The sequence below is a fragment of the Rhodoferax sp. EU05-FHT12H12 genome, assembly GCF_058791215.1.
In genome coordinates this window covers 138585-162744 of sequence record NZ_JBYTDI010000006.1, presented here as the reverse complement: position 1 = coordinate 162744, position 24160 = coordinate 138585, and the positions used below count along the sequence as shown (strand labels likewise).

The following is a 24160-nucleotide window of genomic DNA, read 5'->3' as shown; positions in this document are numbered from 1 at the left end:
AATTTGATAGCGTCATTTACCTAACTTTACCCACCCGACAAACCGCCGGTATACGGCAAGGGGGGCCTGGCGATAGACTGCGGCCATGCGCCAACACCTGCTCATGATCGAAGACGACGCCCGCCTCGCCACCATGGTGGCCGAGTACCTGGAGCAATCGGGATTTGCTGTCAGCCACTGCGGCGACGGCCTCAGCGGCCTGGGCCACCTGACCCAGCCCCCCGCCGGGGCGGTGCCGGAGCTGGTCATCCTGGACCTGATGCTGCCCGACATCGACGGCCTGGAGGTGTGCCGCCGCATCCGCGCGCTGCCTGCCCCGGCCTCCAGCGTGCCGGTCCTCATGCTCACGGCCAAAGGCGACGCGATGGACCGCATCATCGGCCTGGAGCTGGGCGCTGACGACTACCTGCCCAAACCCTTTGAGCCGCGCGAACTGCTTGCCCGCATCCGGGCCATCCTGCGCCGCAAGACAGAAACCACCGCCCCCAGCGGCAAGTCGCTGCGCTTTGGTAGCCTGGAAATTGACCGCGACGCACGCACCGTGACCGTCTCGGGCGCACCATGCGAGCTCACGTCCTACCAGTTTGACCTGCTGGTGGCACTGGCCGAGCGCGCCGGGCGCGTGCTCACGCGCGACCAGATCATGGAAGCCGTGCGCGGCCGCGAACTCGAAGCCTTTGACCGCTCCATCGACGTGCACATGGGCCGCATCCGTGCCGCCATCGAAGCCGACGCCAAAGACCCCAAACGTATCCTCACGGTGCGTGGCGTGGGTTATGTGTTTGCGCGGCAGCAAGACTAAGCTTGGTTTTCCCTTCCATGTTTTTCAAGCAACTGTATGTGCGTATCTGGCTGGCCGTGGTACTGGCCGTGGCCGTGCTCACCCTGCTGGTGGGTTGGGCCTGGCGCCTGACGACCGAGCCGCCATTGCGCGAAGTGGTGGTGCGCAACGAAGCCGGCGAGGTGATTGGCAGCGGCCACGCACGCCTGCGCCGCCCCCTGCAACGCGGTGAGCCACTGGACAAGGAAGCCCTTGGCAGCGCGGGGGGCCCACCGCCACCACCGCCCGAGCTGGACGCACCGCCTGATGACGACCTGCCCGGCCGCTTCGGCCGCGGCCCCGAATTCCTGGTGCGCATGCAGGATGGCCAAACCGTCCACATGCACCTGCCACGCCCCCCGGCATCCAGCCTGCGAGCCCCGTTTGGCTTCTTCTGGACGCTGGGCTTGGTGGGGATTGCCGTGGCGCTGGGCACGTACCCGATTGTTCGCCGCCTGACACGGCGACTGGAAACCCTGCGCCAAGGCGTGGAGCGCTGGGGTGACGGCGACCTGAGCGCCCGCGTTCCGTTGGGGGGTGATGACGAGGTTGGCTTCTTGGCCACCCGCTTCAACCATGCAGCCCAACAGGTGCAAAGCCTGGTGCAGTCGCACGAGGCCTTGCTGGCATCCCAAAAGTCCCTGCTGGCCAACGCCTCACACGAGCTGCGTTCGCCATTGGCGCGCATCCGCATGGGCATGGAGCTGATGGGCAGCAACCCCAGCCCCACATTCAAGGCCGAGATCGCACGCAACATCAGCGAGCTGGACCAGTTGATTGAAGAGATTTTGTTGGCCAGCCGGCTGGACGCCAAAGAGGCAGACATGGGCACCATCGAATCGGTGGACCTGGTCGGCCTGGCAGCCGAGGAGTGTGCACGCACGCAGGCGCTGCTGGACACCGCCACCGCCACCCTGGCGGTGCCTGGCATCACCAAGCTGCTGCGCCGCGCCGTGCGCAACCTGCTGGAAAACGCACGCCGTTATGGCGCGGGCGATGTCACGCTGGTGCTGGCCCAAGACAGCACCCACGCCACCCTGCAAGTGTGTGACCGCGGCCCCGGCGTGCCCGAGGCTTTGCAAGACCGGATTTTTGAACCGTTTTACCGCCTGCCCGGTGCCTCCGAGCGTGAGGGCGGCGTGGGCTTGGGCCTGGCGCTGGTCAAGTCCATCACCCAGCGCCATGGCGGCACGGTCACCTGCCGCAACCGGCCCGATGGTGGTGCTTGTTTTGAGATTCGTCTGCCGCTGCAGGCAGCTACCGGCGACCGCTAATCGCAGCGACTCAGGACGCGGCTTTCAGGAACAGGTCGCGATCCGGGGCAAAGTTCTCGTGCAGCGGCAACAGGGCGCCGCCCAAAGCCCGTGCGTCCGAGCCCATGCTGCCCGCGATCACGGTGGCAGGCCACAGGCCTTCCCAGTTGTAGCGGCGCAGGGCCTGGCCGGTTTCCTCGATCAGGCGTTGCAGCATGCTGCGCGAAAACGAGCCGTCGATCACCACCGCATCAATGTCCAGAAATGCGGTGCCACTCACCACACACTGGGCCAAGCCCAAGGCAGCACTGCGAATCCAGGCATCGGTGTGAACCACAAAGGGCGCGAACATGGCGCGGTCGTCATAGGCTGCACTGGGATCCAGGCCCGCGGCCTGGTAATGCTGCTCCAGCTCCCACAGCGAGGCATGGGCAATCAGCTGTTCGGGCATGCTGCCGGGCGTGGCCACCTGCAGCGGCAGCGAGGCCACGGCGCCCGCGTTGCCATGGATCCCGCCATGCAAGTGGGAGTTGAGTACCAGCCCCCCGCCCACAAAGGTGTCCACAAACAAATACAAAAAACTCTTGAGATCGCGCCCGCGGCCCGCCACCAGTTCGGCCACACAGGCAGCCGACGTGTCCTTGGCAAAACTCACGGGGGCCTCTGTCATGGCCTGCACCTGTGCGCACAAGTCGATATGGTTCCATTGGTCCGACACCGCCTCGGACAGGCCCAGCATCTTGTGCCAGCCGCCCAGATTAAACGGTGCCGCAACACCGACTCCCACCAAACGCGGGGCCAGAGCACCCAGGCCGTCCTGGATGGCGCGCATGCGGCTTTGCACCACCGGCAACAAGGTCTCGGCATCGGGAAAGTCATAGGCCAGGGTTTCACGCACCCGCACCGCCCCCGTAAAGTCCACCAGCAACCAGTCCGCGCTGCGCCGGCCAATCTTGATGCCCAGGGCAAAGGCCCCATCCGGGTTCAGCGCCATGGGCACCGAGGGCTGGCCAATCCGGCCGCGCACGCGCTCCTGCTTGATCAGCAGGCCATCGTCTTCCAGGCGCGTGGTGATCAGGCCGATGGTCTGGGCGGTCAGGCCGGTGAGGCGCGCCAAGTCGGCCTTGGGCAGGCTGCCATTGAGGCGGATGGCGTGCAAGACCACCCGCTCGTTGAACTGGCGCATGCCCACATGGTTGGAACCGCGGGGCCGCAAGACCGGTGGCGAGGCGGCCCCCGCCGTGTCGGGGCGTGAGACAGGTGCATTGTCAGCAAAGTTCATGGTGAGGCGATTTTGACCCATGAAGCGCCCCACCCGCCAAAACTTTTTGGCGCGCCGCGCCGGCTCAGGCCAGTGCCGATGCCGGCAGGTCTTCCACCGCTTTGGCCCCTGTCATCACCGCCACGGTGTCGCTCATGCTGATCGCCTTGGGGTTGACCACGCAGGCCCGCTTGCCCAGACGCTGGATGTGGATGCGGTCCGCAATCTCAAACACATGCGGCATGTTGTGGCTGATGAGGATCACCGGCAGGCCCTTGTCGCGCACGCGGCGGATCAGTTCCAGCACCATATTGCCTTCCTTCACGCCCAGCGCAGCGGTGGGTTCATCCATGATGACCACGTGTTGCGCAAAGGCGGCCGCCCGCGCCACCGCCACACACTGGCGCTGGCCGCCCGACAGCGTCTCCACCGCCTGCGTCATGGAACGGATGCCGACCTTGAGGTCGTTCATGCGCGAGATGGCTTCATCCAGCATGCGTTTTTTGTCGAGCGAACGGAACACGCTGCCCAGAAGACCCGAGCGTCGCAGCTCGCGACCCAGAAACAGGTTCTCGGCAATCGACATGGCGGGCGCCACGGCCAGGTCCTGGTACACGGTTTCGATGCCGTGGCGGCGGGCATCGATCGGCGAACGGAAGTGCACCGTCTGACCATCCAGCTCCATCGTGCCTTCGTCGGGCACCACGGCACCCGACAGGGCCTTGATCAGGCTGGACTTGCCAGCACCGTTGTCGCCAATCACCGCCAGGATTTCACCGGCGCGCAATTCGAAATCGACACCATCCAGAGCGGTCACACCGCCATAACGTTTGACCAGGCCCGAGGCCTTGAGAACAATTGGGGGCGTAGACATCAGCGGGCTCCCTTGCGCGAGAGTTGGTCTGCGGCCACCGCCAGGATGACCAGAATGCCAGTGATCAGGGTCTGGTAGACCGAGGCCACATCCATCAGCGTGAGGCCGTTGCGGAACACCCCCACAATGACCGCGCCGACCAGCGAACCCAGAATGATGCCGCGCCCGCCGAACAGCGAGGTGCCGCCCAACACCACCGCCGTGATGGCGTCCAGGTTTTCGGTTTGCCCGGCCTGGGGGTCGCCCACACCCGTGCGCGCCACCGACAACAAGGCAGCGATGCCGTAGAGCACCCCGGCCAGCACATACACGCCCAAGAGCACACGCTCGACCGAAATGCCACTCAGGCGCACGGCTTCAGGGTTGTTGCCCACGGCGTAGACATGGCGCCCGGCTGCGGTGTCACGCAGCAGATGCCAGGCCAGCAGGTACATGCCCAGCATGACCACGGTACCCCAGGCCACCGAGGTGCCGCCCAGGGAGAAGGTGTTGCCCAGCACCGTCATGCTGTCGGGCAAGTTGCCCACCGTTTGGGCTTCGGAGTAAATCTGGGTGATTGCAAACGCAATGTTCATGGTGCCCAGCGTCACGATGAAAGATGGCAGCTTGACGCGTGTGACCAGCAGGCCGTTGAGCAGTCCGAAGGCCGCCGTCACACCAATACCGCACAACACCGCCAGGGCGGGATGCATGCCAAGGTCCATGGTGAACTTGGTCATCACGATGCCGCCCAGCGCCATCACCATGCCACACGACAGGTCGATACCGGCGGTCAGGATGATCAGGGTCTGGCCGATGGCCAGCAGGCCCACCACCATGACCTGCTGCAGCACCAGCGAGAGGTTTTCGCCCGTCAGAAAGCGGTCGGATTGCGTGGCGAAAAACACGCAGGCCGCCAGCAGGGCCAGCCAGGGCCCCAGCAGGGCCCAAGGAATGGGTTTGGAAGAATTCGTTGCCATAGGGGCTTACCAGTTGGCGCGCATCGGCGCAATGAAGAGAGGGAACAAGGGCCCGGCACTGTGGGGAACAGCCGCCGAGCCCTGGGCACTCACAGGGCGCGAGCCCGTGTCAGCTTACTTCTTGCCCCAGCACAGGTCGGTGCCGGTCTTGACGTCTTTGCTGTCGACACCCGCAACGGCTTTGCCGGCAATCAGGGTCACACCCGTGTCCACGTAGCCCGACGCTTTTTTGCCGCCCTTGGCGTAGTCCACACCAGCGGCCACGCCCATGGCGGCCATCTTCAGGGGGTATTGCTGGGACGTGGCGGCAATCACGCCCTTGCCCACGTCGGCCACACCGGCGCAGCCGCCGTCCACGGACACGATCAGCACGCCCTTCTCTTTACCGGCTTTCTTGAGGGCGTTGTACGCACCGGCCGCTGCGGGTTCGTTGATGGTGTAGACCACATTGATGGCGGGGTCCTTCTGCAGGCAGTTTTCCATGGCGGTCTGGCCCTTGGCCTGGTTGCCATCGGTGTCGGCCGCACAGACGGTCTCGGCGGTCTTGGACAGTTCGTTGGACTTGGCGTCATTGGCCTGCAGGCCGAAACCCTTCATGAAACCGTTGTGGCGTTGCGCGCCCACAGGGTGGCCGGGAAACAGGTCCAGCATGGCGATCTTGGCGGGCTTGCCACCCAGGGCGGACTTGGCGTACTGGCCAATCAACTCACCGGCCTTGTAGTTGTCGGTGGCAAACAGCGCGTCAGCACCTTCAAACGGGCTGTCCAGCGCAATCACTTGCACGCCTTTTTCCTGCGCCTTCTTCACGGCGGGCAGGATCGCGTCGCCAGACGAGGTGATCAGGATGGTCTTCGCACCGCGGGCGGTCATGTTTTCAATCGCGGCGATTTGGGAGGCGGTGTCGCCATCCTTCTTGCCCGAGGCGCTCATCAGCTTGGCGCCCAGTTTCTTGGCTTCGGCTTCGGCGCCTTCCTTCATCTTCACGAAGAAGGGGTTGGTTTCGGTTTTGGTGATCAGGCCGATCACAGGCTCACCGGCAGCGAATGCGCTGGAAGCGGCCAAGGCCAGTGCGGACAGGATCAGGGGGGTGGACTTCTTCATCAGGGATCTCCTCGGTCTGTGCGACCTTTTTTTGGCGGATGGTCAGGGGAACAGGCCCCCGGGAATTACGCTCTCTCACGGCGTGGCTGGACTATAGTTCCATTCATTTATTTAAATCAAGTTACTTTAATTATGGAAAACCCTAAGCCATCGGTACTTTTTTTATCCCCCTCCGATACGCAGCAGCGCATAGCCGCCCTGCTCGCCACTGGGCAGCGCAAGGTGCTGGGGATCGTGGCGCCGCCGGGGGCCGGCAAGTCCACCTTGGCCCAGGCGCTGCAGGCGCAGTACGCTGGCCAGAGCCAGTACCTGCCCATGGACGGTTTTCATCTGGCCCAGGCCGAGCTGGAACGCCTGGGCCGTGCCCAGCGCAAAGGGGCGCCCGACACCTTTGACAGCGCGGGCTTCATCGCCCTCTTGCAGCGTATTCGTCAACAAACGGCCGGTGAAACGGTGTACGCGCCCGACTTCAACCGCGCCCTGGAAGAGCCGATTGCGGGCGCCATTCCCATTGCGCACGACGCTCCCCTGGTCATTACCGAGGGCAACTACCTGCTGCTCGAGGACGATGGCTGGGCTGGCGTGCGTGCGCTGCTGGATGAGGTGTGGTACCTGGACATAGACCCGCTTGTGCGCCAAGAACGCCTGCTGGCGCGCCACATGCAGTTTGGCCGTACGCGCGAACAGGCGCTGCAGTGGATGGCCCAGACCGATGAACCCAATGCACGGCGCATTGAAGCCAGCCGGCACCGGGCGGACGGGACTATCAGGGGGTGACAGGACCGACGGCGGTGACTTGGTGGCCCAAAACCGTCGGCACAGGTCAAAAACTGCGATTTTTTTGCAAAAAAGACTGCAAATTCACCCGAATGGGGGATACCGCTTTTGCCGGGCAAGGCAGAAAATTCATCCCAGCTGCTGTCACAGTTCACAAGGATCGAAGCGAAACCAGCCAATAGGTTTCCTTCAACAGGTTCCAACGACGTCCCTTCGGGGACTTTACAAAGCCACCTTCGGGTGGCTTTTTTTTCTGCCCAATTTATAAATCAAATTGGCATCTAGCGCCCGTAAATATTGCGCAAATAGCTACAAAACCGATAGCACTCTGGCCGGTGCAATGTCGTTCAGGCAGCGCGTGTGGCCCAGCGGGCACACACGGGCGAAGCAGGGGGCGCAGTCCAGCGGCGGCTGGTAGCTCGGGTCGTTCTTGAGCCAGAGCACCGTGGCCCGATCACTCAGCGGCGGTGTGTGCAGCGGGCTGGACGAGCCAAACACCGCCACCTGCGGCACGCCAAAGGCGGCGGCCACATGCATGAGCCCGGAATCGTTGCTGACCATGGCCTTGGCCGAGGCGATCAGCGCAATCGCCTGGTCCAGCGAGGTTTTGCCGGCCAGGTCCACGCAGTGGCCGGGCTGATTGGCGTTCACCGCACTGGCAATCTCGGCGCACACCGCGGCGTCTTTGCCCGACCCCAAGAGCAACACCGGCAGCGCCAGTTGGCGGGCGAGTGCGGCAAAGTGGGCCGCCGGCCAGCGTTTGGCCGGGCCGTACTCGGCGCCGGGCGCCAGCACATAAAAGCCTTGGGCAGGCAGCCCCTGTGCGGCCAGCGCGTGCTCGGCGGCGCCAGCGGCCAGTTGCAACTGGGGCCGGTCGGTATCCAGCCCGCTTTCACCGCTGAGTGCGGAGTAAAACGCCACCATGGGCGGGCGCTCGCCCTCGGGCGGGTTGGGCAGGCGCTGGTTCAGCAGGCCCCAGCGGCTCTCACCCACATACCCCACGCGTGTGGCAATGCCGGCCCACCAGGGAACCAAGGCACTTTTGAGGGAGTTGGGGCAGACATAGGCGGTATCGAAGCGCCCGCGCAGCGTCTTGGCCATGGCACGGCGCGCCGCCCATTGCAGGCCGCCATGCGCAAACGGAAAGTCAACCACCTCGGCCACCTGGGGCATGGCGCGGTACACCGGCGCCACCCAGGGCAAGGCCCCGACCGTCAAGCGCTCCCCCCGCGCCGCCAAGCGGCGCATCAGCGGCTCGGTCATCACCGCGTCCCCAATCCATTGGGGCGCAATAACCAGGGACTTAATGTCCACCCGCGAAGTGCTCGCCGTCTTTCAGTTTGTAGACGGTGCCGCAATAGGGGCACTTGGCTTCACCGGTGCGGCCCACATCCAGGTACACCTTGGGGTGGGTGTTCCAGGTTTGCATGCCCGCCACCGGGCTGGGGCAAAACACGCCGCCTTGGTGGTTCAGGTCTTTTGCCAGGAGTTCGATCGTAGTCATGGTTTTCCTATCTAGTTGGGGTCAGCGCACACCGCAGGCGCGGGTGGTCTGACCCGCAAAGTCTCAGACTTTCGTGAGCCAGTGGGCGTATTTCGGGTTGCGGCCATTGACGATGTCAAAGAACGCGGATTGGATTTTTTCGGTGATCGGGCCACGCGAGCCTACATAGTCCGCCTTGCCCAGTTCAATGCGATCGAGTTCGCGGATGGGGGTCACTTCGGCCGCCGTGCCGGTGAAGAAGGCTTCATCGGCGATGTAGACCTCGTCACGCGTGATGCGCTTTTGCACAATCTCCAGGCCCAGGTCCTTGGCAATGTGGAACACGGTGTTGCGGGTGATGCCGTTCAGGGCACCCGCCGACAGGTCGGGCGTGTAGATCACGCCGTTCTTGACCACAAAGATGTTCTCGCCCGCACCTTCGGAGACAAAACCGGAGCTGTCCAGCAGCAGGGCTTCGTCGTAGCCGTCGTCGGTGGCTTCCATATTGGCGAGGATGGAGTTGGTGTAGTTGCTCACCGCCTTGGCCTGCGTCATGGTGATGTTGACGTGGTGGCGGGTGTAGCTGCTGGTCTTGACGCGGATGCCGCGCTTCATGCCTTCTTCGCCCAGATATGCGCCCCAGGGCCATGCAGCCACCATCAGGTGGATGGTGTTGCCCTTGGGCGAGACGCCCAGCTTCTTGTCACCGATCCAGGTCAGCGGGCGCAGGTAGCCCGACTCCAACTTGTTTTCGCGGATCACGGCGCACTGGGCGTCGTTGACCTGCTCCTGCGTGAAGGGGATCTTCATGCGCAGGATCTTGGCGCTGTTGAACAGGCGTTCGGTGTGCTCCTGCAGGCGGAAGATGGCGGGGCCGTTGACGGTGTTGTAGGCGCGCACGCCTTCAAAGGCGCCGCAGCCGTAGTGCAGCGTGTGGCTCAGCACATGGATCTTGGCGTCGCGCCAGTCCACCATCTGGCCATCCATCCAGATTTTTCCGTCGCGGTCAGACATGGAGGGAGGAAGTACGCTCATCAGGGTGTCCTTGTAAGGGGTGGCTGCAAAGAATGCGAAACACTGATTTTACGGGGCTGGCGCCGGGCCGTCGGCCTGCGCAGCGGTGGCTTCAGGGGCTGGTCGCGTCAGCTCCCAGCTCTGCAGCTTGCCACCCAGAAACACACACAACACGCTGGACTGCGACGCGTCGGTCCAGCGAAAACGCTCGGGCTGGGTGTCCTTGGGCGACTCCAGCAAACCCAGCGAACGCGTCAGCGCCACCACGTGCAGCAGCGGCTGGCCCGCAGCCAGCTTGGCGTGCAGCATGACCGCACTGTCCACATGGCCGATCGGGCGGTTGGCCGCGCGCTTGAGGATTTGCAACATGCGCGTGAAGTGCAGCAGCTGCCACATCACCAAACCACCCGCCACCAAGGCCAGACCCGCCCAACCATACGCCCGGTAACCGGCTACCGCGACCACCAATGCCGCAACGGGCACCACGATTTTTTGTAATTGCATCCGCCTATTTTCGCAGGCCGGGCCATGCCACCTGGACGAGCAGCCCACCCAGCAGCGCCGAGGACTGCACCGTCACCTGTGCCCCGGTGACGTCCGCAATCCGCCGCACGATGGACCAGCCCAGGCCGCTGCCAGACTGCGTGTGCCCCAGCACCCGGAAAAACCGCTCGCCCAGGCGCTGCAGGTCGGCGCTGGCCATGCCGGGGCCGCTGTCATGCACCTCCAGCACCACCTGCCCCTCGGAAGTGCCGGCCACGCGCAGCAGCACGCGCGCACCATCCGGGCTGTAGCGCAGGGCGTTGTCGACCAAATTGCGCAGCAGCATGGTCAGCCAGGCCGCCGGGGCGCAGACACTGGCCTCCGCTCCCTGCGCCTCGAGCTCCAGGTCCTGCCCCCGGGCCAAGGCCGCAGGGGCCAGGTCTGCGGCCACCCGCTGGGCCAAGGCGCCCAAATCACAAGATTCTTGGGTCGGTGCCGTCGCGCCAGCCTCCAGCCGGGCCAGCGCGAGCAGCTGGTCCACCAAATGCGCGGCCCGGTCACACCCCGCTAGGGTGGTCTGCAGGGCCTGGTCGCGCTGGGCCACATCGTCCCCGGCACCCAAGGCCACCTGGGCCTGGGCCCGGATAGCGGCAATGGGGGTGCGCAGCTCGTGCGCGGCGTCGGCAGTAAAGCGCCGTTCGCTTTGCACCATGCGCTCAATGCGGGCCAGCAGGCCATTGAGTTCGGCCACCAGCGGTTGCATCTCAGAAGGCACATCGGGCACCACCACCGGGTTGAGGGCATCGGGCGCACGCTGGCCCAAGGTGTGGCCCAGCGTGCGCAGCGGCACCAGCGCCCGGTACACCGCCCCCCACAACAAGGCCGCCAGCACGGGCAAGGCCAGCGCCATGGGCAGCAGCATGCCGCGCAGCATGGCCCAGCCAATGTCGTTGCGCGAGTCCACTTGCTCGCCCACGTAGACCTGCACATCACCCTCGGTGCCACGCGTGGCAAACACACGCCACTTTTCACCGCCGTAGCGCACGGTGTCGAAACCGTGGCGTTCATCGCTCAGGGGCTCGGCCCCCACATTGGCCGAGCGCATGACCAAGCTGCCTTCGTGGAAGACCTGAAATGCCACGCGCGCGCTGTACTTGTGCAAGGCCGGGACATCGGCCACGGCGTCGTCCTCCAGGTCCAGCGGCTGCACCGCCAAGAGGGCGGCAGCCTGGACCAGGTGGCTGTCCATGAGCTCGTCCACCTCGTGGCGGGCGTCCACCCAGGTCCACACGGCCACGGCCAACCACACCAGCGTCAGGGAAACCGACAACAGCACCAGCAGGCGCAGTTGCAAGGAGCGGCCGGCACCCATGGTCAGGCGCCCGGCTGCGGATTCACGCGGTAGCCCACGCCCCGCACGGTCTGAATGGCATCGGCCTGCAGCTTGCGCCGCAGGTGGTGGATGTGCACCTCAATGGCATTGCTCTCCACCTCGTGGCCCCAGCTGTACATCTGCTGCTCCAGCTGCTCGCGCGAGAGCACCCGCCCGGCACTGCGCATGAGGGCATGCAAGAGGTCAAACTCGCGGGTGGACAGGCTCACCTCGGCACCTTGCCAGAGCACCCGGCGGGTGCCGGGCTCCAGTGCCAGGGCACCCATCTGCAACACCTCTTGCGCGGCACCGTGGGAGCGCCGCACCAGCGAGCGCAGGCGCGCCGCCAGTTCATGCAAATCCACCGGCTTGAGCACATAGTCATCGGCCCCCAGGTCCAGCCCGCGGATGCGGTCGGGCACGGCATCACGTGCCGTGAGCACCAGCACCGGGGTGGCCACACCAGCGCCGCGCAACGCCTGCAGCACATCCAGACCGTCCTTGCCCGGCAACCCCAGGTCCAGCACGGCGGCGGTGTATTCACCGCCCGACAACTCACGCTCGGCCGCCAGGCCATCGCGCACCCAGTCCACCTGAAAACCCAGCTGGCGCAGGCCGGCCCGCAGGCCGTCGCCCAGCATGGCATCGTCTTCGGCAAGCAACACGCGCATTCAATGGACTCCGTGGGTACTGGTCAGACTATTGTGCAGCGACTGCTCAGTCGTCCTCGTCATCCCCTTGCCCACTCAGCACGGCACTGATGGCCTGCGCCGAGATCAATCCTTGGGGCGACTGCTGCCACTCCCAGGTCCAGTAGGCCAACACGGCACACAGCAGCAAGGCCGCCAAACCGCCGTGGTTGCGCTTGGCCAGGTCCGGGCCCGGTCCATCGGCACGGCCGGTCACCATCTGTGCCGCGAGATTTTTGCGGCGCAACACACTCAGGCCCACGATGGCCGCGATATGCGCCAGCACCACGGCCAGCACGGTGTTGCCAAAGAACTCATGGACTTCTTCGATCCAGTCGCCGCCCAAGAAGTCGCCCCACTCGTGGTAGGTGGCGTAACCCGACAGCGTGAGCGGCAGCACCAGCAGCAGCAAGGCCACGATGGCCAGTGCCATGAACAGGTTTTGCCCCTGGCGCCAGTTCACCGCCGGGCTTGCGTCCATTTCCGCAGTGGTGTTCACGGCGGCCTTGAGCGATTGCGCCCAGGGCCAGAGCCCGCCGAGTTTGCGCCACAGCAAGGCCAGGCCCGCTTGGCGTGGCCCCAGCAGGCCGTAGAGCACGCGAAAGACCAGCAGGCCCGCCATGGTGTAGCCCAGCGTGACGTGCAGCAGGCGAAAGCGCTCGCCGTCGGCGGTGAGGTAAGCGCCCAGAAAGCTCAGGGCAAACAGCCAGTGAAAGACGCGGGTGGGCGCGTCCACCACACGGCGACGCGCAGGTTTTGCGGGTGCGGCGGTGGAGGGGAAGGTCGTGGTGGTCATGGTGGGCCTCGTCAAACAGGGCAAGGGGGTGGAAGGTCAGTCAGACCAGTTGCGGCGAAAGCGCGCATCCAGGCCTTTGGGGAAGGTGATTTCGCGTTCACTGAAGCTGCCTTTGTCAGCCCGCGTGTGGCAGGCGATGCAGTTGGCCGCGCTCTTGACCGCGGCCTGTTTCCAGATGGCGGGGTCCAGCTCGTCGTGCTTGCGCACAAACCAGGCCGAGGTGCTGATGCGGTCCTGCGGCGGCTCTTCGCGCACCCGCTTGTAGGTACCGGCATTCACCTGCAGCCACTGGCTGATCTCGCGCACGCTGGCTTCGTCCAGCGACGCGTCGGTGCCGTAGTGTGTGTCCAGCGAACCCATGACCCGTTTCCAGGATGCAGCAGGCAGCATGCCCGCCGGGTAGGCGATGTGGCAGGCCGCACATTCGGCCTGGTACTTGGGCAGGGGCGGCACCATGGGGCCTTTGGAGTCGGCCCACGCGCAGCCCACCGACAGGCCTGCCAAGGCCAAAATTGCTATCCATTTAGGAGCTGTTCGCGCATATTGCACGGGGGCTAGAGGCCTGTTTTGCATAAATTTCCTTTGGATTGGCATGCCGTGGGCCATCAGCGCTTGAGGCTGACCAGCCAGGCCAGCACATCGGCCTTCTCGGCGGCAGTGCACTCGCGGGCCAGCACGTCTTTGCAGTTGCGACGGAACCACTTCTCGCTCTTGGCGGGGTCGGTAAACCGCTCGGGGTTGAACGCCGGCGCCAGCGCCGTGATGGCTTTGCCCGTACTGGCGTGTTTGCCGTCGCCGGTGGGCAAGGCGTTGTGGCAGGACGCGCAGCTCCACTCGCGGCCGTGGGTGGCGTTGAAAAACTGTTGGCCTTGGGCCGGGTTGGGACTGCGCCCCGCCTGGGCGGCCAGGGCGTTCAATTGTTCAGCAGGGGTGCCGGCCCACAGCGCGGTGGAGCACAAGGCGGCTGCCCAGACGGGCAGCAAGGTACGGCGAAAACGGTGCATCAAAACCTCCATGCCTTGCATGATAGGAAGCACACATTAACGGGGTCTTAAGGCAACGCAGGGGCGCCAACAGGCGAAACGGGATACGCAGCAGTGGACCGCCGCAGTCAGACTTCAGCGTCAGCGCGGGGCTGGTCGCTGTGGCTCACCGCCAGACCATCGGCCACATAGGCGGGGCCTTTCATCAGCATGACCACCACACAGCCAATGGCGATGGTGAGGATGGCCGTCCAGTGGAACACCACCAGCCCCACCACCACATAGTCCGCCAGCAACACGGCACGCTCGGCCGCGGGGGTGGAGGTATCGGCCAGCCAGTGGTAAGCGCCCAGCGCCCCCAGTGGCAGAACGGTGCCGACCGCCCAGATGGCGGGCAGCTTGCGCCACAAGGCCCACTCCAGCCCGCTGGCAGAGCGGATGGACCCAGGAAGTTTGGTGAGCCAGCGCATGCCCGCAGTGTAGGTCGCGCGGTTGATGCGGTGTTTGCGCTAACCCAAACCGCGCACGACGTTCATGGCTTCTTCCACCCGGTCCACGGCATGGATGGTCATGCCGTCGATGGGCTTTTTGGGCGCATTGGCCTTGGGCACCACGGCCATGGTGAAGCCCAGCTTGGCGGCTTCCTTCAGTCGCTCCTGCCCGCGTGGTGCGGGGCGCACCTCACCGGCCAAGCCCACTTCACCAAACGCGATGAAGCCCTTGGGCAGCGGCTTGCCGCGCAAGGACGAGGTGATGGAGAGCATCACCGCCAGGTCAGCCGCCGGTTCGCCAATACGCACACCGCCCACGGCGTTGATGAACACATCCTGGTCCATGCACGCCACGCCGGCGTGGCGGTGCAACACGGCCAGCAACATGGCCAGGCGATCTTTGTCCAGGCCCACGCTGAGGCGGCGCGGCGACGGCCCTCCGCTGTCCACCAGCGCCTGAATTTCGACCAGCAGCGGGCGCGTGCCTTCCAGCGTCACCATCACGCAACTGCCGGGCACGGGCTCGGCGTGCTGGCTCAAAAAGATGGCGCTGGGGTTGCTCACGCCCTTGAGGCCTTTTTCGGTCATGGCGAAGACGCCAATCTCGTTGACCGCGCCAAAGCGGTTCTTGATGGCGCGCACCAAGCGGAATTGGCTGTGCGTGTCGCCTTCGAAGTACAGCACCGTGTCCACCATGTGCTCCAGCACACGCGGCCCGGCCAAGGCGCCCTCTTTGGTGACGTGGCCGACCAGCACAATGGCCGTGCCGCTGGCCTTGGCCGCGCGGGTCAGGTGGGCCGCGCATTCGCGCACCTGGGCCACCGAGCCCGGCGCGCTGGTGAGCTGTTCGGAATACACCGTCTGGATGGAGTCGATCACCGCCACGTCCGGGCGGTTGGCCTCCAGGGTGGCGAGGATTTTTTCCAGCTGGATTTCGGCCAGCACCTTCACCTGGCTGTGGTCCAGCCCCAAGCGGCGCGAGCGCAAAGCCACTTGCGCCCCACTCTCTTCACCGGTCACGTAGAGCGTGTTTTTGCCCGAGCGCTGCAACGAATCCAGCGCCTGCAGCAACAGCGTGGATTTGCCAATACCAGGGTCGCCGCCAATCAGCACCACACCGCCCTCCACCATGCCGCCGCCCAACACGCGGTCCAGCTCCTCGTGGCCGGTGGGCGTGCGCTCCACATCCGAGGCTTCAATGTCGGACAGCACCGCCACCTCGGCGGTCTTGGCCAGCGAGGCAAAGCGGTTTTTGGCCGGGCCGTCGCTGCTGGCCACGGATTCGATCAGCGTGTTCCAGGCCTGGCAGTGCGGGCATTTGCCCAGCCATTTGGGGCTGGTGCCGCCGCATTCGTTGCAGGTGTAAACGGTTTTGTCTTTGGCCATGGCCGAATAATACTGTACGTATTTACAGATACCAAGCCACCGCACCCAGTGGCCGGGCGACTTTTCACCCGGTTTGCGCCACATCAGGTGCCGCCCCCGCGGCAGACCGTACGCTGGCGCACCCACGGCCACGGCCGGTGGGCGCACCATCCACCGCGGGCCGTGCAGTTGCCTCCCAGCGCTCAATTTGCTATGGTTTCAGGAGCTGCTTGCGCATACTCCATAAGGGCCAGATGCCAATTTCACCCCAAACCCCGACGACGGGCCTGCGCCAGGCCGAGGCGGCGCAGCGCCTGCAGGCCGATGGCCCCAACGTGCTGCCCGGTGAGCAGCCACGCCGGCTGGCGGCCATCGTGCAGGACACACTGAAGGAGCCCATGTTCATGCTGCTGCTGGCCGCCGCCGTGTTGTACGGCGTGTTGGGCGACTGGCAGGAGGGCGGCATTTTGATGGGGCTGGTGACCGTCGTGTTGGGGCTCACGCTGTACCAGGAGGGCAAGACCGAACGCGCCATGCAGGCCCTGCGCCAACTCTCCAGCCCGCGCGCGCTGGTGCTGCGCGACGGCCAGCCGCGGCGCATAGCCGGGCAGGACGTGGTGGTGGGCGACATCCTGGTGGTGGCCGAGGGCGACCGCATTGCCGCCGACGCCGTGCTGCTGGACGGCAGCGAGCTGATGGCCGATGAATCCCTGCTGACCGGGGAATCCACCCCGGTGGACAAAGTAGCCGCCCCGACTGACAGCGATGCGCTCACCGAACTGCCGCCCCAGGCTGGCGGCAACCAGACGCCGTTTTTGTACTGCGGCACGCTGGTGGTCAAAGGGCATGGCATGGCGCGTGTGCTGGCCACCGGCGAGCGCACCGCCATGGGCCGCATTGGCAGCGCCTTGCAAGGCCTGCAGGCCGAGGCCTCGCCGCTGCGCGCGCAGACGGCGCGGCTGGTGCGCACACTGGCCGTGGTGGCGCTCACCGCCAGCGTGTGCCTGGTGCTGGCCTACGGCCTGATGCGCGGCGACTGGATGGGTGCCGTGCTGGCCGGCATTGCCCTGGCCATGGCGCTGCTGCCGCAAGAGTTCACCGTGGTGCTGACCGTGCTGCCAGCCTTGGGCGCGTGGCGCCTGTCCCAACTGCAGGTGCTGACCCGGCGCATCGCCGCCATCGAGACGCTGGGCGCGACCTCGGTGCTGTGTGTGGACAAAACTGGCACATTGACCGAAAACCGCATGACCGTGGCCCAGCTCTACGCCTATGGCGGCGCGCAGGCCGATGCCACGCTGGTGGTGGACTACAGCGCGCAATCCGACCTGCCAGAGGCCTTCCACACCGTGGCCGAATTCGCCATTCTGGCCAGCGTGCAAGACCCGTACGACCCGATGGAGCTGGCCTTTCACCGGCTGGGCGCACACTTTTTGCAGGGCACCGAACACCTGCACCGCGACTGGACGCTGGTGCGCGAGTACGGCCTGACGCCACAGCTGCGCGCCATGTCCCATGTGTGGACGACGCTCACCCAGGACCACACCCGCATCGTGGCGGCCAAAGGCGCGCCCGAAGCCGTGGTGGACCTGTGCCATCTGCCCGAGGCCGAACGCCTGCGCATTGCCGCCGCCGTGGATGCCATGGCCGGACAGGGCCTGCGCGTGCTGGGCGTGGCGCAAGGCCAGTTTGAGGGCACCAACTGGCCGGCGCAGGAACACGACTTCACCTTCCAGTTTGTCGGGCTGCTGGGTTTGCAAGATCCGCTGCGCCCCGGCATTCCCGAGGCGGTGGCCCAGTGCCGCACGGCCGGCATTCGGGTGGTGATGATCACCGGCGACTACCCCGCCACCGCCCACGCCATTGCCCGCACCGCCGGGCTGGCCCAGAGCGATACGGCCGGGGTGCTGAGCGGTGACGAGATTGCCACGCTGGACGATGCCGCGCTGCGCAGCCGCATGCGCGAGGTGGCCGTGTGTGCCCGCGTGGCCCCGGCGCAAAAGCTGCGCATCGTGCAAGCTCTGCAGGCCGATGGCCAGGTGGTGGCCATGACGGGTGACGGCGTGAACGACGCTCCGGCGCTGAAAGCAGCCCACGTGGGCATTGCCATGGGCGGGCGCGGCACCGATGTGGCGCGCGAGTCCGCCGCGCTGGTGCTGCTGGACGACAACTTTGCCTCCATCGTGGGGGCCATCCGGCTGGGGCGGCGCATTTTTGACAATGTGCGCAAGTCCATGTCGTACATCCTGGCGGTGCATGTGCCGATTGCCGGCATGGCCCTGCTGCCGGTGCTGCTGGGTTGGCCCACGGTGCTGTTTCCGCTGCACATTGCGTTTCTGGAGCTGGTGATCGACCCGGCCTGCTCCATGGTGTTTGAAAACGAGCCGGCCGAGGCCGATGGCATGCGCCAGCCCCCGCGCGATGTGCAAGCACCCTTGCTGGGCCGGCGCACCCTGGGCATGGCCCTGCTGCAGGGCGCGGGTGCACTGGCGGTGGTGATGGCGGCGCAGGGGTGGGCCATGGGCCAATGGGGAGAAGACGGCGGGAGGGCCTTGGCATTCGTCACGCTGGTGCTGGGCAATCTGGGCCTGATTTTTTGCAACCGCAGCCACCTGCCGCTGTGGCGCTCGGTGGGCACCCCCAACCGCACGCTGTGGGTGGTGTGCGGCCTGGCGCTGCTGCTCACCCTGGCAGCGGTGTACCTGCCTTGGTTGCAGCGCTTGTTTGCGTTTGCGCCGTTGCCTGGCGCCGGGCTGGCGCTCGCGGGGGGCCTGGGCCTGCTGTGTGTGCTGTGGTTTGAGGCGCTCAAGGCCTGGCAGCGCCGCCCCTTGGCGGCCTGAGGCTCAGGGCTTGGGGATGCGGTCGCGGGCGCGGCGCACCCGCTCCCCACTGATGGCAATTTTGACGGTTTCAAAATTCACCGGCGCCACGATGGTGGCCTCTGTGCCTGCGGCTTCTATCGGCTGGTAGCGGGTGATGGGCATGCTGTTTTTGTCCATCACACCGACCACCCACGGCGTCGTCGCCTTGGCACCGCGCTGCACCGCCACTGCGGTGTCGCCGTTGGCCAACAACAGGTAGGTGCCGGGCGGGTAAAAGCCCACCGCGGTGGCCATGGCGGCACCCACGGCAGCCGCGTCGCCTTCAGCGCCTACATAGATGGACTTGGCCGCGCCCAGCGGAGAGAGCGGCGAGCGGGTCTTGCGCGCCGCCATCTTGGCCACAAAGGCGTCAGCGGTGCTCAGGATCTTGCGCGAACGCAGATTGCGCGGCAAGGCCCCGGTGGTGTCGGGCGCATGGTGCCAGCGCACCAGGTCCAGGGTGTCTGGGTCGTCCATCCCAAAGGCCTGCAGGATGGCGGCGCTGCGCTCCGGGTGTTCGCGGATCAGGGTGCGCTGCCATTCGGTCAGGGGTTCCGTTTGGCGCGCCAGGCTGTCCTGGTCACGCGCCATGGCAATGTTCATGGTCAGGGCGGCGTCCACCAGGCAGCGCCGGGCATGCGGGTCCAGCCCCAATTTTTGTGCGGTGAGCGCACTGACCACCCCACACAACAAGGCGTGGGTGGCGCAGTAGCCCAGGCTGTCATCGGCCAGCGCCTGGAACAGGCAAAACAGGCTGTCGTCGGCATCCTCCTCCAGCAGCTTGAGCAACTTGCGCGCAATGCCGTCGAGTCGGCCCAGGGGGTTGATGGCCAAGCCGCCCTGGTACAGGATGCCGCGCAAGACCTCTTGCAGGTCCAGCCAGCCGCCACTGAGCTGGGCGCCCACCACGTAATCGGCCATCCGGATTTCGCTGGGCATGCCGGCCTGGGCGATCGTCATCAGGTCCACGCCGTCGCGCAGCATCTCGTGCACCATGCGTTCATAGGCGCGCTGCCAGGCCAGCGCATCGTCGGGCGTGGCCGAGGCGTTGAAGGCGTGGAGCTTGTCGCGGTGCTGCTCGGATAGCACCGGCTGGCCCTTGCGCAGCAACAGCTGGCCCGCTTCGCTCCAGATATTGACCGGGATGGGCCGCCCCACTGCGAGCAGGGCCACCGGAATGGGCACGTACCTCAAGGCCGGCGCTTCAGTCGGCCACGACCACGGGCACGCGCAGGGCCAGCGCACACATCAGCTCGTAGCCCACGGTGCCGGCGCTGGCGGCCACCTCGTCAATGGGCAACACCGCACCATTGGCAGCCCGGCCCCACAGCGTCACTTCGCTGCCCATGGCGGCCTGGGGCACCGGCTCCAGGTCCACGGTCACCATGTCCATGCTCACGCGGCCCACGGTGCGCGTGCGCACGCCGTCCACCAGCACCGGGGTGCCGGTGGGGCACAGGCGCGGGTAGCCGTCGGCATACCCACAGGCCACCACACCAATGCGCATTGGCCGGTCGGCCACAAATGTAGAGCCATAACCGACTGTATCGCCCGTGGATAGTTCGCGGACAGCTATGATTTTTGCAGCAAGCGTCATGGTCGGCTGCAGCCCCCAGTGGGCGGCGGTGTGTTCGGGGTAGTCGGGCGCGCTGCCATACACGGCAATGCCTGGGCGCACCCAGTCCGACACCAGGCCGGGACCCGAATGGCGCAACGTGGCCGCGCTGTTGCTGACCGTGCGTTCACCGGGCAGGTCGTCGGTGGCGGCCTTGAAGGCGGCCATTTGCGCGTCAATGCCCTTGGCACCATCGGCGTCGCTGAAGTGGGTCATCAGCGAAATCTCGTCCACCTGCGGCAACGCGTTGAGCCGCGTCCAGGCCGAGCGCACCTGCTCCGGCTGGAAGCCCAGGCGGTTCATGCCGGAGTTGACCTTGAGGAAAACGCGGTGCGGCTCGTTGGTTTTGTGGATGGCCAGCATATTGATCTGCTCTTCGCAGTGCACCGTGTGCCACAGGCCCAAGCGCGAACACAACTCCAGATCGCGCTGCTCGAACACGCCCTCCAACAGGAGGATGGGGCCACGCCAGCCCAGGCTACGCACGCGCTGGGCCTCGTCCAGGTCCAGCAGGGCAATGCCGTCAGCGCCGCGCAGGCCGTCAAACGCGCGCTCGATACCGTGGCCGTAGGCGTTGGCCTTGACGACCGCCCAGACCCGCGCATCGGGTGCCGCGCGACGCGCCACCTCCAGGTTGTGGCGCAGGGCTTGGGGGTGGATGGTGGCTTGGATGGGACGGGGCATGGGGTCGAATGGGGCGTGGTTCTACAAAGATTTTGACATTCAGCGGCATGCTATAACCGCAGCACGTTTGGAGACCTACAACAATACCTAGCGCATTAGTCACGCTAATGTGCCTTATCCCCCACCCATGAAACGCGGTTTTTACACCATCATGTCAGCGCAGTTTTTCAGCTCGCTGGCCGACAATGCCTTGTTTGTGGGCGCCGTGCAGTTGCTGCGGAGCAGCGGTGCCCCCGAATGGCAACAAGCTGCGCTAGTACCCATGTTTGCGCTGTTTTATGTGGTGTTGGCCCCGTTTGTAGGCGCTTTTGCCGACGCCATGCCCAAGGGCCGGGTCATGCTGATCAGCAATGGCATCAAGATCGTGGGCTGCCTGCTGATGCTGTTTGGCACCCATCCCTTGATGTCGTATGCCATTGTGGGCCTGGGTGCGGCGGCCTACTCGCCGGCCAAATACGGCATCCTGACCGAGCTGCTGCCGGCCAGCCAGTTGGTCAAGGCCAATGGCTGGATCGAGGGCTTGACGATTGCCTCCATCATCCTGGGCGTGCTGCTGGGCGGCCAGTTGGTCAGCCCCATGATCTCGCAGGCCCTGCTGGCGTTTGACTTTCCCTTGATCACCACCAGCATCGACACGGCCCCCGAAGCCGCGATTGGCATCCTGATCTTTGTCTACCTGGCGGCGGCCTGGTTCAACACCCGCATACCGGACACCGGCGTCTCCATGCGCGCCATGCCCAAAAACCTGCTGAGTTTGCTGCCCGACTTCTGGAACTGCAACACCAAGCTGTGGAAAGACCGCCTGGGCCAGATTTCCCTGAGCACCACCACCCTGTTTTGGGGCGTGAGCGGCAACCTGCGCTACATCGTGCTGGCCTGGGCCTCGGCGGCGCTGGGCTACAGCGTGACGCAAGCCTCGGCCCTAGTGGGGGTGGTGGCCATTGGTACAGCGGTGGGCGCGGTGGCGGCCTCGCTGCGCATGCGGCTGGAGCACGCGGTCAACGTCATCCCGCTGGGCATTGCCATGGGCCTGCTGGTGATCTTGCTGAACTTCATCACCAATGTCTGGGTAGCGGCACCCTTCCTGATTTTGCTGGGTGGCCTGGGCGGCTTTTTGGTGGTGCCCATGAATGCGCTGCTGCAGCACCGGGGCCACAACCTGATGGGTGCAGGGCGCTCCATTGCCGTGCAGAACTTCAACGAACAGGCCTGCATCCTGGGTCTGGGCGCGTTCTACAGCCTGTCCACCGGCATGGGCCTGTCTGCCTTTGGCGCCATCAGCGTGTTTGGCGTGGTGGTGGCGGGCTGCATGTGGCTGATCAAACGCTGGCATGCGCGCAACTGCCGCGAACATGCAGCCGTGGTCCAGCACCTGCTGGACATCGCCCGCAACGACAACCTGCACGGTTAAACGGGCGGCGCTGCCAGCTCCGAGGGCTCGGGCGCCGCGTATTGCACCCGGTCACGCCCCAACTGCTTGGCCACATACAGCGCCCGGTCCGCCGCGGCATAGATGCTCTCAACCACCGCTTTTTGCCCCCGCCCGGTGCCACTCACACCAAAGCTGGCCGTGACCGGCAGCTCCACCCCCAGGTAGACCAGCGGGGAGGAGCGCACCAGCAGGCGCAGTTTTTCGGCCACGTCATTGGCCCCCTGGCGGTCGGTATCGGGCAACAAAACGATGAACTCCTCGCCTCCCAACCGCGCCACCATGTCGGTGCTGCGCACGCCGCGCCGCAACACGGCCGCCACATGCTGCAGCATGGCATCGCCCACCGGGTGGCCGTGCACATCATTGACCTTCTTGAAGTAGTCCAGGTCCACCATCACGCAATGCGTGGGCACGCCTGCACGCACCGCCCGGTTGAGCGCCTGCTGTGCCTGGCGCATGAATTCCCGTCGGTTGAACAAACCGGTCAGGGTGTCATGGTCGGCCAGAAAGGCCAGCTCGCGCTGCTGGGCCACCAGGGCCTGGTTGCTGCGGCTGAGCTGGCGGCGCAGCATCACCGCCTTGGCAAACTGGTTCCAGACCATCAGCGAGGCCACCAGGGCCAACAGAGGACAGAAGAAGGCGACGATGCTCAGGCTGTTGTTGTACGCAGGCGCAATGGGTGCCTGGCGCAGCAGGTAGGCAAACACCAGGTAGGTCCCCAGAAACAAGGGCACCGAGATGGCGGGCCGCATCAGCGACAGCACGCCGAACATGATGCAAGTCAGCATGAAGCTGGACAGGCCCGCCCCCGCGTTGGCCACCAGATCGGCGATGCTGAGGTAAGCGCCCAGGTAGAAATAGCCAATGGCCACCAGGATTTGCAGCGAGATGGCGGCAGCCGACGCGCGCGCCTGGCGCAGAAAGTAGTGGGCGGCCACGCCCCCCAGTGTCACCAAGGCCGCCGCCACCCAGTGGGCCCGCTCCACAATGTCGGCCCAGTCCTGCAGCCCGGGGTGGTCGGTGGGCGCCTGGTACGCATCCAGCAAGAAGGCCATGGCAATGTGCAGCGGCACCATGAGGCAGGCCACCCAGCGAAAGCGGCGCAGCGACTCCATGGTGCCCTCGCCCTGCACCAGGTCGTATTTTTGTTTGGTCAGCCGCAACCAGTCCGCGTAGGGCTGGTACCAGGGGGCTTTGTTCACCGCATCTCCTTGATGCCCAGAATCTTCTCAGCAAAATCCAGCAGGGACAAGTGTTTTCACAAACTGCTATCGTGGATTATTCCCCACTCCAGAAAGCCCTGAATCATGTCCTCTGTGTACGATTTTGACGCCCTGCAGATCAACGGCCAGCCGGTGCCCTTGAAACAGTACCAGGGCAAGCCCCTCTTGATCGTCAACACCGCCAGCGCCTGTGGCTTCACGCCGCAGTTTGCGGGTTTGGAGGAACTGCACAAGGCCTATGGCGGCAAGGGCCTGGTGGTGCTGGGCTTCCCCTGCAACCAGTTTGGCGCCCAGGACAAGGGCAGCAACGACGAAATCTCCGAGTTCTGCCAGCTCAACTACGGTGTGAGCTTCCCCATGATGGCCAAGATCGATGTCAACGGCGCCGACGCCCACCCGCTCTACCACTGGCTGGTGAAAGAGGCGCCGGGTTTTCTGGGCACCAAGGCCATCAAGTGGAATTTCACCAAATTCCTGATTGGCAAGGACGGTCAGGTGCTCAAGCGCTACGCCCCGACCGACACGCCGGCCAGCCTGGCACAGGACATTGAGGCCGCGCTGGCCGCCTGAGCGGCGCAGTATCCAAGCGGCTTGGCTTGCTTTAGACTCGTGACCATCGTGGCTCTT

The 24160-nt window shown here is 65.4% G+C and carries 24 protein-coding genes; 6 read left to right on the top strand and 18 right to left on the bottom strand.

The features are described from left to right. Window positions 1–85 precede the first annotated feature (85 nt). Together AC3WS7_RS16625 and AC3WS7_RS16620 are read left to right on the top strand one after the other, a co-directional pair. Window positions 86–802 carry a response regulator gene (locus AC3WS7_RS16625; protein ID WP_296469434.1) on the top strand — a complete coding sequence of 239 codons (717 nt, stop codon included), beginning with the start codon at window positions 86–88 and terminating at the stop codon, window positions 800–802. A 17-nt stretch (window positions 803–819) separates the two neighbouring features. Further along, window positions 820–2094: an ATP-binding protein gene (locus AC3WS7_RS16620; RefSeq protein ID WP_492657150.1), complete on the top strand. Its 1275-nt coding sequence runs from the start codon at window positions 820–822 to the stop codon at window positions 2092–2094. Window positions 2095–2104: 10 nt separating this feature from the next. Here AC3WS7_RS16620 and AC3WS7_RS16615 read toward each other — a convergent pair whose 3' ends face one another. The 4 genes from AC3WS7_RS16615 to AC3WS7_RS16600 form a co-directional block, all read right to left on the bottom strand. Further along, complete coding sequence (locus AC3WS7_RS16615) at window positions 2105–3355, bottom strand: ROK family transcriptional regulator (protein WP_492657149.1); 1251 nt, start codon at window positions 3353–3355, stop codon at window positions 2105–2107. A gap of 64 nt (window positions 3356–3419) precedes the next feature. Further along, on the bottom strand, window positions 3420–4208 hold the full coding sequence (locus AC3WS7_RS16610; protein WP_492657148.1) for an ATP-binding cassette domain-containing protein: 789 nt from the start codon (window positions 4206–4208) through the stop codon (window positions 3420–3422). Next, a complete protein-coding gene (locus AC3WS7_RS16605; RefSeq protein ID WP_296469426.1) occupies window positions 4208–5167 on the bottom strand; it encodes an ABC transporter permease in 960 nt (319 codons plus the stop codon). The genes AC3WS7_RS16610 and AC3WS7_RS16605 overlap by 1 nt, the downstream gene beginning before the upstream one ends. Before the next feature lie 114 nt (window positions 5168–5281). Further along, window positions 5282–6268 carry a sugar ABC transporter substrate-binding protein gene (locus AC3WS7_RS16600; RefSeq protein WP_296469424.1) on the bottom strand — a complete coding sequence of 329 codons (987 nt, stop codon included), beginning with the start codon at window positions 6266–6268 and terminating at the stop codon, window positions 5282–5284. A gap of 132 nt (window positions 6269–6400) precedes the next feature. Between AC3WS7_RS16600 and AC3WS7_RS16595 the strand changes: the two genes are divergently transcribed. After that, the gene (locus tag AC3WS7_RS16595; protein WP_492657147.1) at window positions 6401–7045 is read left to right on the top strand and encodes a nucleoside/nucleotide kinase family protein; all 645 of its coding nucleotides are present in this window, start codon (window positions 6401–6403) and stop codon (window positions 7043–7045) included. Between the two features lie 309 nt (window positions 7046–7354). On the opposite strand, the gene waaF is transcribed toward AC3WS7_RS16595, so the two are convergent. The 11 genes from waaF to radA all read right to left on the bottom strand — a co-directional run bounded on the left by waaF (window position 7355) and on the right by radA (window position 15742). Next, on the bottom strand, window positions 7355–8359 hold the full coding sequence (gene waaF / locus AC3WS7_RS16590; protein ID WP_492657146.1) for a lipopolysaccharide heptosyltransferase II: 1005 nt from the start codon (window positions 8357–8359) through the stop codon (window positions 7355–7357). Beyond that, window positions 8349–8549, bottom strand: a complete 201-nt coding sequence (locus AC3WS7_RS16585; protein WP_296469420.1) for a zinc-finger domain-containing protein — start codon at window positions 8547–8549, stop codon at window positions 8349–8351. Before AC3WS7_RS16585 ends, waaF begins: the two co-directional genes overlap by 11 nt. Window positions 8550–8612: 63 nt before the next feature. Further along, window positions 8613–9563 (bottom strand): branched-chain amino acid transaminase, encoded by a 951-nt coding sequence (locus AC3WS7_RS16580; RefSeq protein WP_296469418.1) that lies wholly within the window; start codon window positions 9561–9563, stop codon window positions 8613–8615. A gap of 48 nt (window positions 9564–9611) precedes the next feature. Continuing rightward, complete coding sequence (locus tag AC3WS7_RS16575) at window positions 9612–10046, bottom strand: glycerate kinase (RefSeq protein WP_492657145.1); 435 nt, start codon at window positions 10044–10046, stop codon at window positions 9612–9614. Between the two features lie 4 nt (window positions 10047–10050). After that, the gene (locus AC3WS7_RS16570) at window positions 10051–11397 is read right to left on the bottom strand and encodes an ATP-binding protein (RefSeq protein WP_492657144.1); all 1347 of its coding nucleotides are present in this window, start codon (window positions 11395–11397) and stop codon (window positions 10051–10053) included. Window positions 11398–11399: 2 nt separating this feature from the next. Next, complete coding sequence (locus AC3WS7_RS16565) at window positions 11400–12068, bottom strand: response regulator transcription factor (protein WP_296469412.1); 669 nt, start codon at window positions 12066–12068, stop codon at window positions 11400–11402. A gap of 46 nt (window positions 12069–12114) precedes the next feature. Next, window positions 12115–12882, bottom strand: a complete 768-nt coding sequence (locus tag AC3WS7_RS16560; RefSeq protein WP_492657143.1) for a cytochrome b/b6 domain-containing protein — start codon at window positions 12880–12882, stop codon at window positions 12115–12117. Between the two features lie 36 nt (window positions 12883–12918). After that, window positions 12919–13455, bottom strand: coding sequence for a diheme cytochrome c (locus tag AC3WS7_RS16555; protein WP_492657142.1), 537 nt, complete (start codon window positions 13453–13455; stop codon window positions 12919–12921). A 32-nt stretch (window positions 13456–13487) separates the two neighbouring features. Then, entirely contained in the window at window positions 13488–13886 is a 399-nt protein-coding gene (locus AC3WS7_RS16550) for a DUF1924 domain-containing protein (protein ID WP_296469407.1), read from the bottom strand. A 107-nt stretch (window positions 13887–13993) separates the two neighbouring features. Further along, complete coding sequence (locus AC3WS7_RS16545; protein WP_492657141.1) at window positions 13994–14335, bottom strand: hypothetical protein; 342 nt, start codon at window positions 14333–14335, stop codon at window positions 13994–13996. A 39-nt stretch (window positions 14336–14374) separates the two neighbouring features. Continuing rightward, window positions 14375–15742, bottom strand: a complete 1368-nt coding sequence (gene radA, locus AC3WS7_RS16540) for a DNA repair protein RadA (protein ID WP_296469403.1) — start codon at window positions 15740–15742, stop codon at window positions 14375–14377. Between the two features lie 233 nt (window positions 15743–15975). On the opposite strand from radA, the gene AC3WS7_RS16535 reads away from it, so the two are divergent. Next, window positions 15976–18558 (top strand): cation-translocating P-type ATPase, encoded by a 2583-nt coding sequence (locus tag AC3WS7_RS16535; RefSeq protein WP_492657140.1) that lies wholly within the window; start codon window positions 15976–15978, stop codon window positions 18556–18558. 3 nt (window positions 18559–18561) lie between these two features. On the opposite strand, the gene AC3WS7_RS16530 is transcribed toward AC3WS7_RS16535, so the two are convergent. Together AC3WS7_RS16530 and alr are read right to left on the bottom strand one after the other, a co-directional pair. Next, window positions 18562–19773 (bottom strand): HD-GYP domain-containing protein, encoded by a 1212-nt coding sequence (locus tag AC3WS7_RS16530; RefSeq protein WP_492657139.1) that lies wholly within the window; start codon window positions 19771–19773, stop codon window positions 18562–18564. A 10-nt stretch (window positions 19774–19783) separates the two neighbouring features. Then, window positions 19784–20878: an alanine racemase gene (gene alr / locus AC3WS7_RS16525; protein WP_492657138.1), complete on the bottom strand. Its 1095-nt coding sequence runs from the start codon at window positions 20876–20878 to the stop codon at window positions 19784–19786. 127 nt (window positions 20879–21005) lie between these two features. Between alr and lplT the strand changes: the two genes are divergently transcribed. Next, window positions 21006–22289, top strand: a complete 1284-nt coding sequence (gene lplT, locus AC3WS7_RS16520; RefSeq protein WP_296469395.1) for a lysophospholipid transporter LplT — start codon at window positions 21006–21008, stop codon at window positions 22287–22289. Here the strand turns inward: lplT and AC3WS7_RS16515 are convergent. Next, entirely contained in the window at window positions 22286–23512 is a 1227-nt protein-coding gene (locus AC3WS7_RS16515) for a GGDEF domain-containing protein (protein WP_492657137.1), read from the bottom strand. The two genes, lplT and AC3WS7_RS16515, sit on opposite strands and share 4 nt — an antisense overlap. Before the next feature lie 105 nt (window positions 23513–23617). Between AC3WS7_RS16515 and AC3WS7_RS16510 the strand changes: the two genes are divergently transcribed. Continuing rightward, window positions 23618–24103, top strand: a complete 486-nt coding sequence (locus AC3WS7_RS16510; protein WP_296469390.1) for a glutathione peroxidase — start codon at window positions 23618–23620, stop codon at window positions 24101–24103. Window positions 24104–24160 lie beyond the last annotated feature (57 nt).

Bases quoted from the DNA above. Each gene is read 5' to 3' on its own strand.
- AC3WS7_RS16550 (WP_296469407.1), bottom strand. From the start codon at position 13,886: ATGCACCGTTTTCGCCGTACCTTGCTGCCCGTCTGGGCAGCCGCCTTG.
- radA (WP_296469403.1), bottom strand. From the start codon at position 15,742: ATGGCCAAAGACAAAACCGTTTACACCTGCAACGAATGCGGCGGCACC.
- AC3WS7_RS16565 (WP_296469412.1), bottom strand. From the start codon at position 12,068: ATGCGCGTGTTGCTTGCCGAAGACGATGCCATGCTGGGCGACGGCCTG.
- AC3WS7_RS16605 (WP_296469426.1), bottom strand. From the start codon at position 5,167: ATGGCAACGAATTCTTCCAAACCCATTCCTTGGGCCCTGCTGGGGCCC.
- AC3WS7_RS16600 (WP_296469424.1), bottom strand. From the start codon at position 6,268: ATGAAGAAGTCCACCCCCCTGATCCTGTCCGCACTGGCCTTGGCCGCT.
- lplT (WP_296469395.1), top strand. From the start codon at position 21,006: ATGAAACGCGGTTTTTACACCATCATGTCAGCGCAGTTTTTCAGCTCG.
- AC3WS7_RS16580 (WP_296469418.1), bottom strand. From the start codon at position 9,563: ATGAGCGTACTTCCTCCCTCCATGTCTGACCGCGACGGAAAAATCTGG.
- AC3WS7_RS16615 (WP_492657149.1), bottom strand. From the start codon at position 3,355: ATGAACTTTGCTGACAATGCACCTGTCTCACGCCCCGACACGGCGGGG.
- AC3WS7_RS16570 (WP_492657144.1), bottom strand. From the start codon at position 11,397: ATGGGTGCCGGCCGCTCCTTGCAACTGCGCCTGCTGGTGCTGTTGTCG.
- AC3WS7_RS16545 (WP_492657141.1), bottom strand. From the start codon at position 14,335: ATGCGCTGGCTCACCAAACTTCCTGGGTCCATCCGCTCTGCCAGCGGG.
- AC3WS7_RS16610 (WP_492657148.1), bottom strand. From the start codon at position 4,208: ATGTCTACGCCCCCAATTGTTCTCAAGGCCTCGGGCCTGGTCAAACGT.
- AC3WS7_RS16625 (WP_296469434.1), top strand. From the start codon at position 86: ATGCGCCAACACCTGCTCATGATCGAAGACGACGCCCGCCTCGCCACC.
- AC3WS7_RS16535 (WP_492657140.1), top strand. From the start codon at position 15,976: ATGCCAATTTCACCCCAAACCCCGACGACGGGCCTGCGCCAGGCCGAG.
- AC3WS7_RS16585 (WP_296469420.1), bottom strand. From the start codon at position 8,549: ATGACTACGATCGAACTCCTGGCAAAAGACCTGAACCACCAAGGCGGC.
- AC3WS7_RS16510 (WP_296469390.1), top strand. From the start codon at position 23,618: ATGTCCTCTGTGTACGATTTTGACGCCCTGCAGATCAACGGCCAGCCG.
- AC3WS7_RS16620 (WP_492657150.1), top strand. From the start codon at position 820: ATGTTTTTCAAGCAACTGTATGTGCGTATCTGGCTGGCCGTGGTACTG.
- AC3WS7_RS16595 (WP_492657147.1), top strand. From the start codon at position 6,401: ATGGAAAACCCTAAGCCATCGGTACTTTTTTTATCCCCCTCCGATACG.
- AC3WS7_RS16555 (WP_492657142.1), bottom strand. From the start codon at position 13,455: ATGCAAAACAGGCCTCTAGCCCCCGTGCAATATGCGCGAACAGCTCCT.
- AC3WS7_RS16575 (WP_492657145.1), bottom strand. From the start codon at position 10,046: ATGCAATTACAAAAAATCGTGGTGCCCGTTGCGGCATTGGTGGTCGCG.
- alr (WP_492657138.1), bottom strand. From the start codon at position 20,878: ATGCCCCGTCCCATCCAAGCCACCATCCACCCCCAAGCCCTGCGCCAC.
- AC3WS7_RS16560 (WP_492657143.1), bottom strand. From the start codon at position 12,882: ATGACCACCACGACCTTCCCCTCCACCGCCGCACCCGCAAAACCTGCG.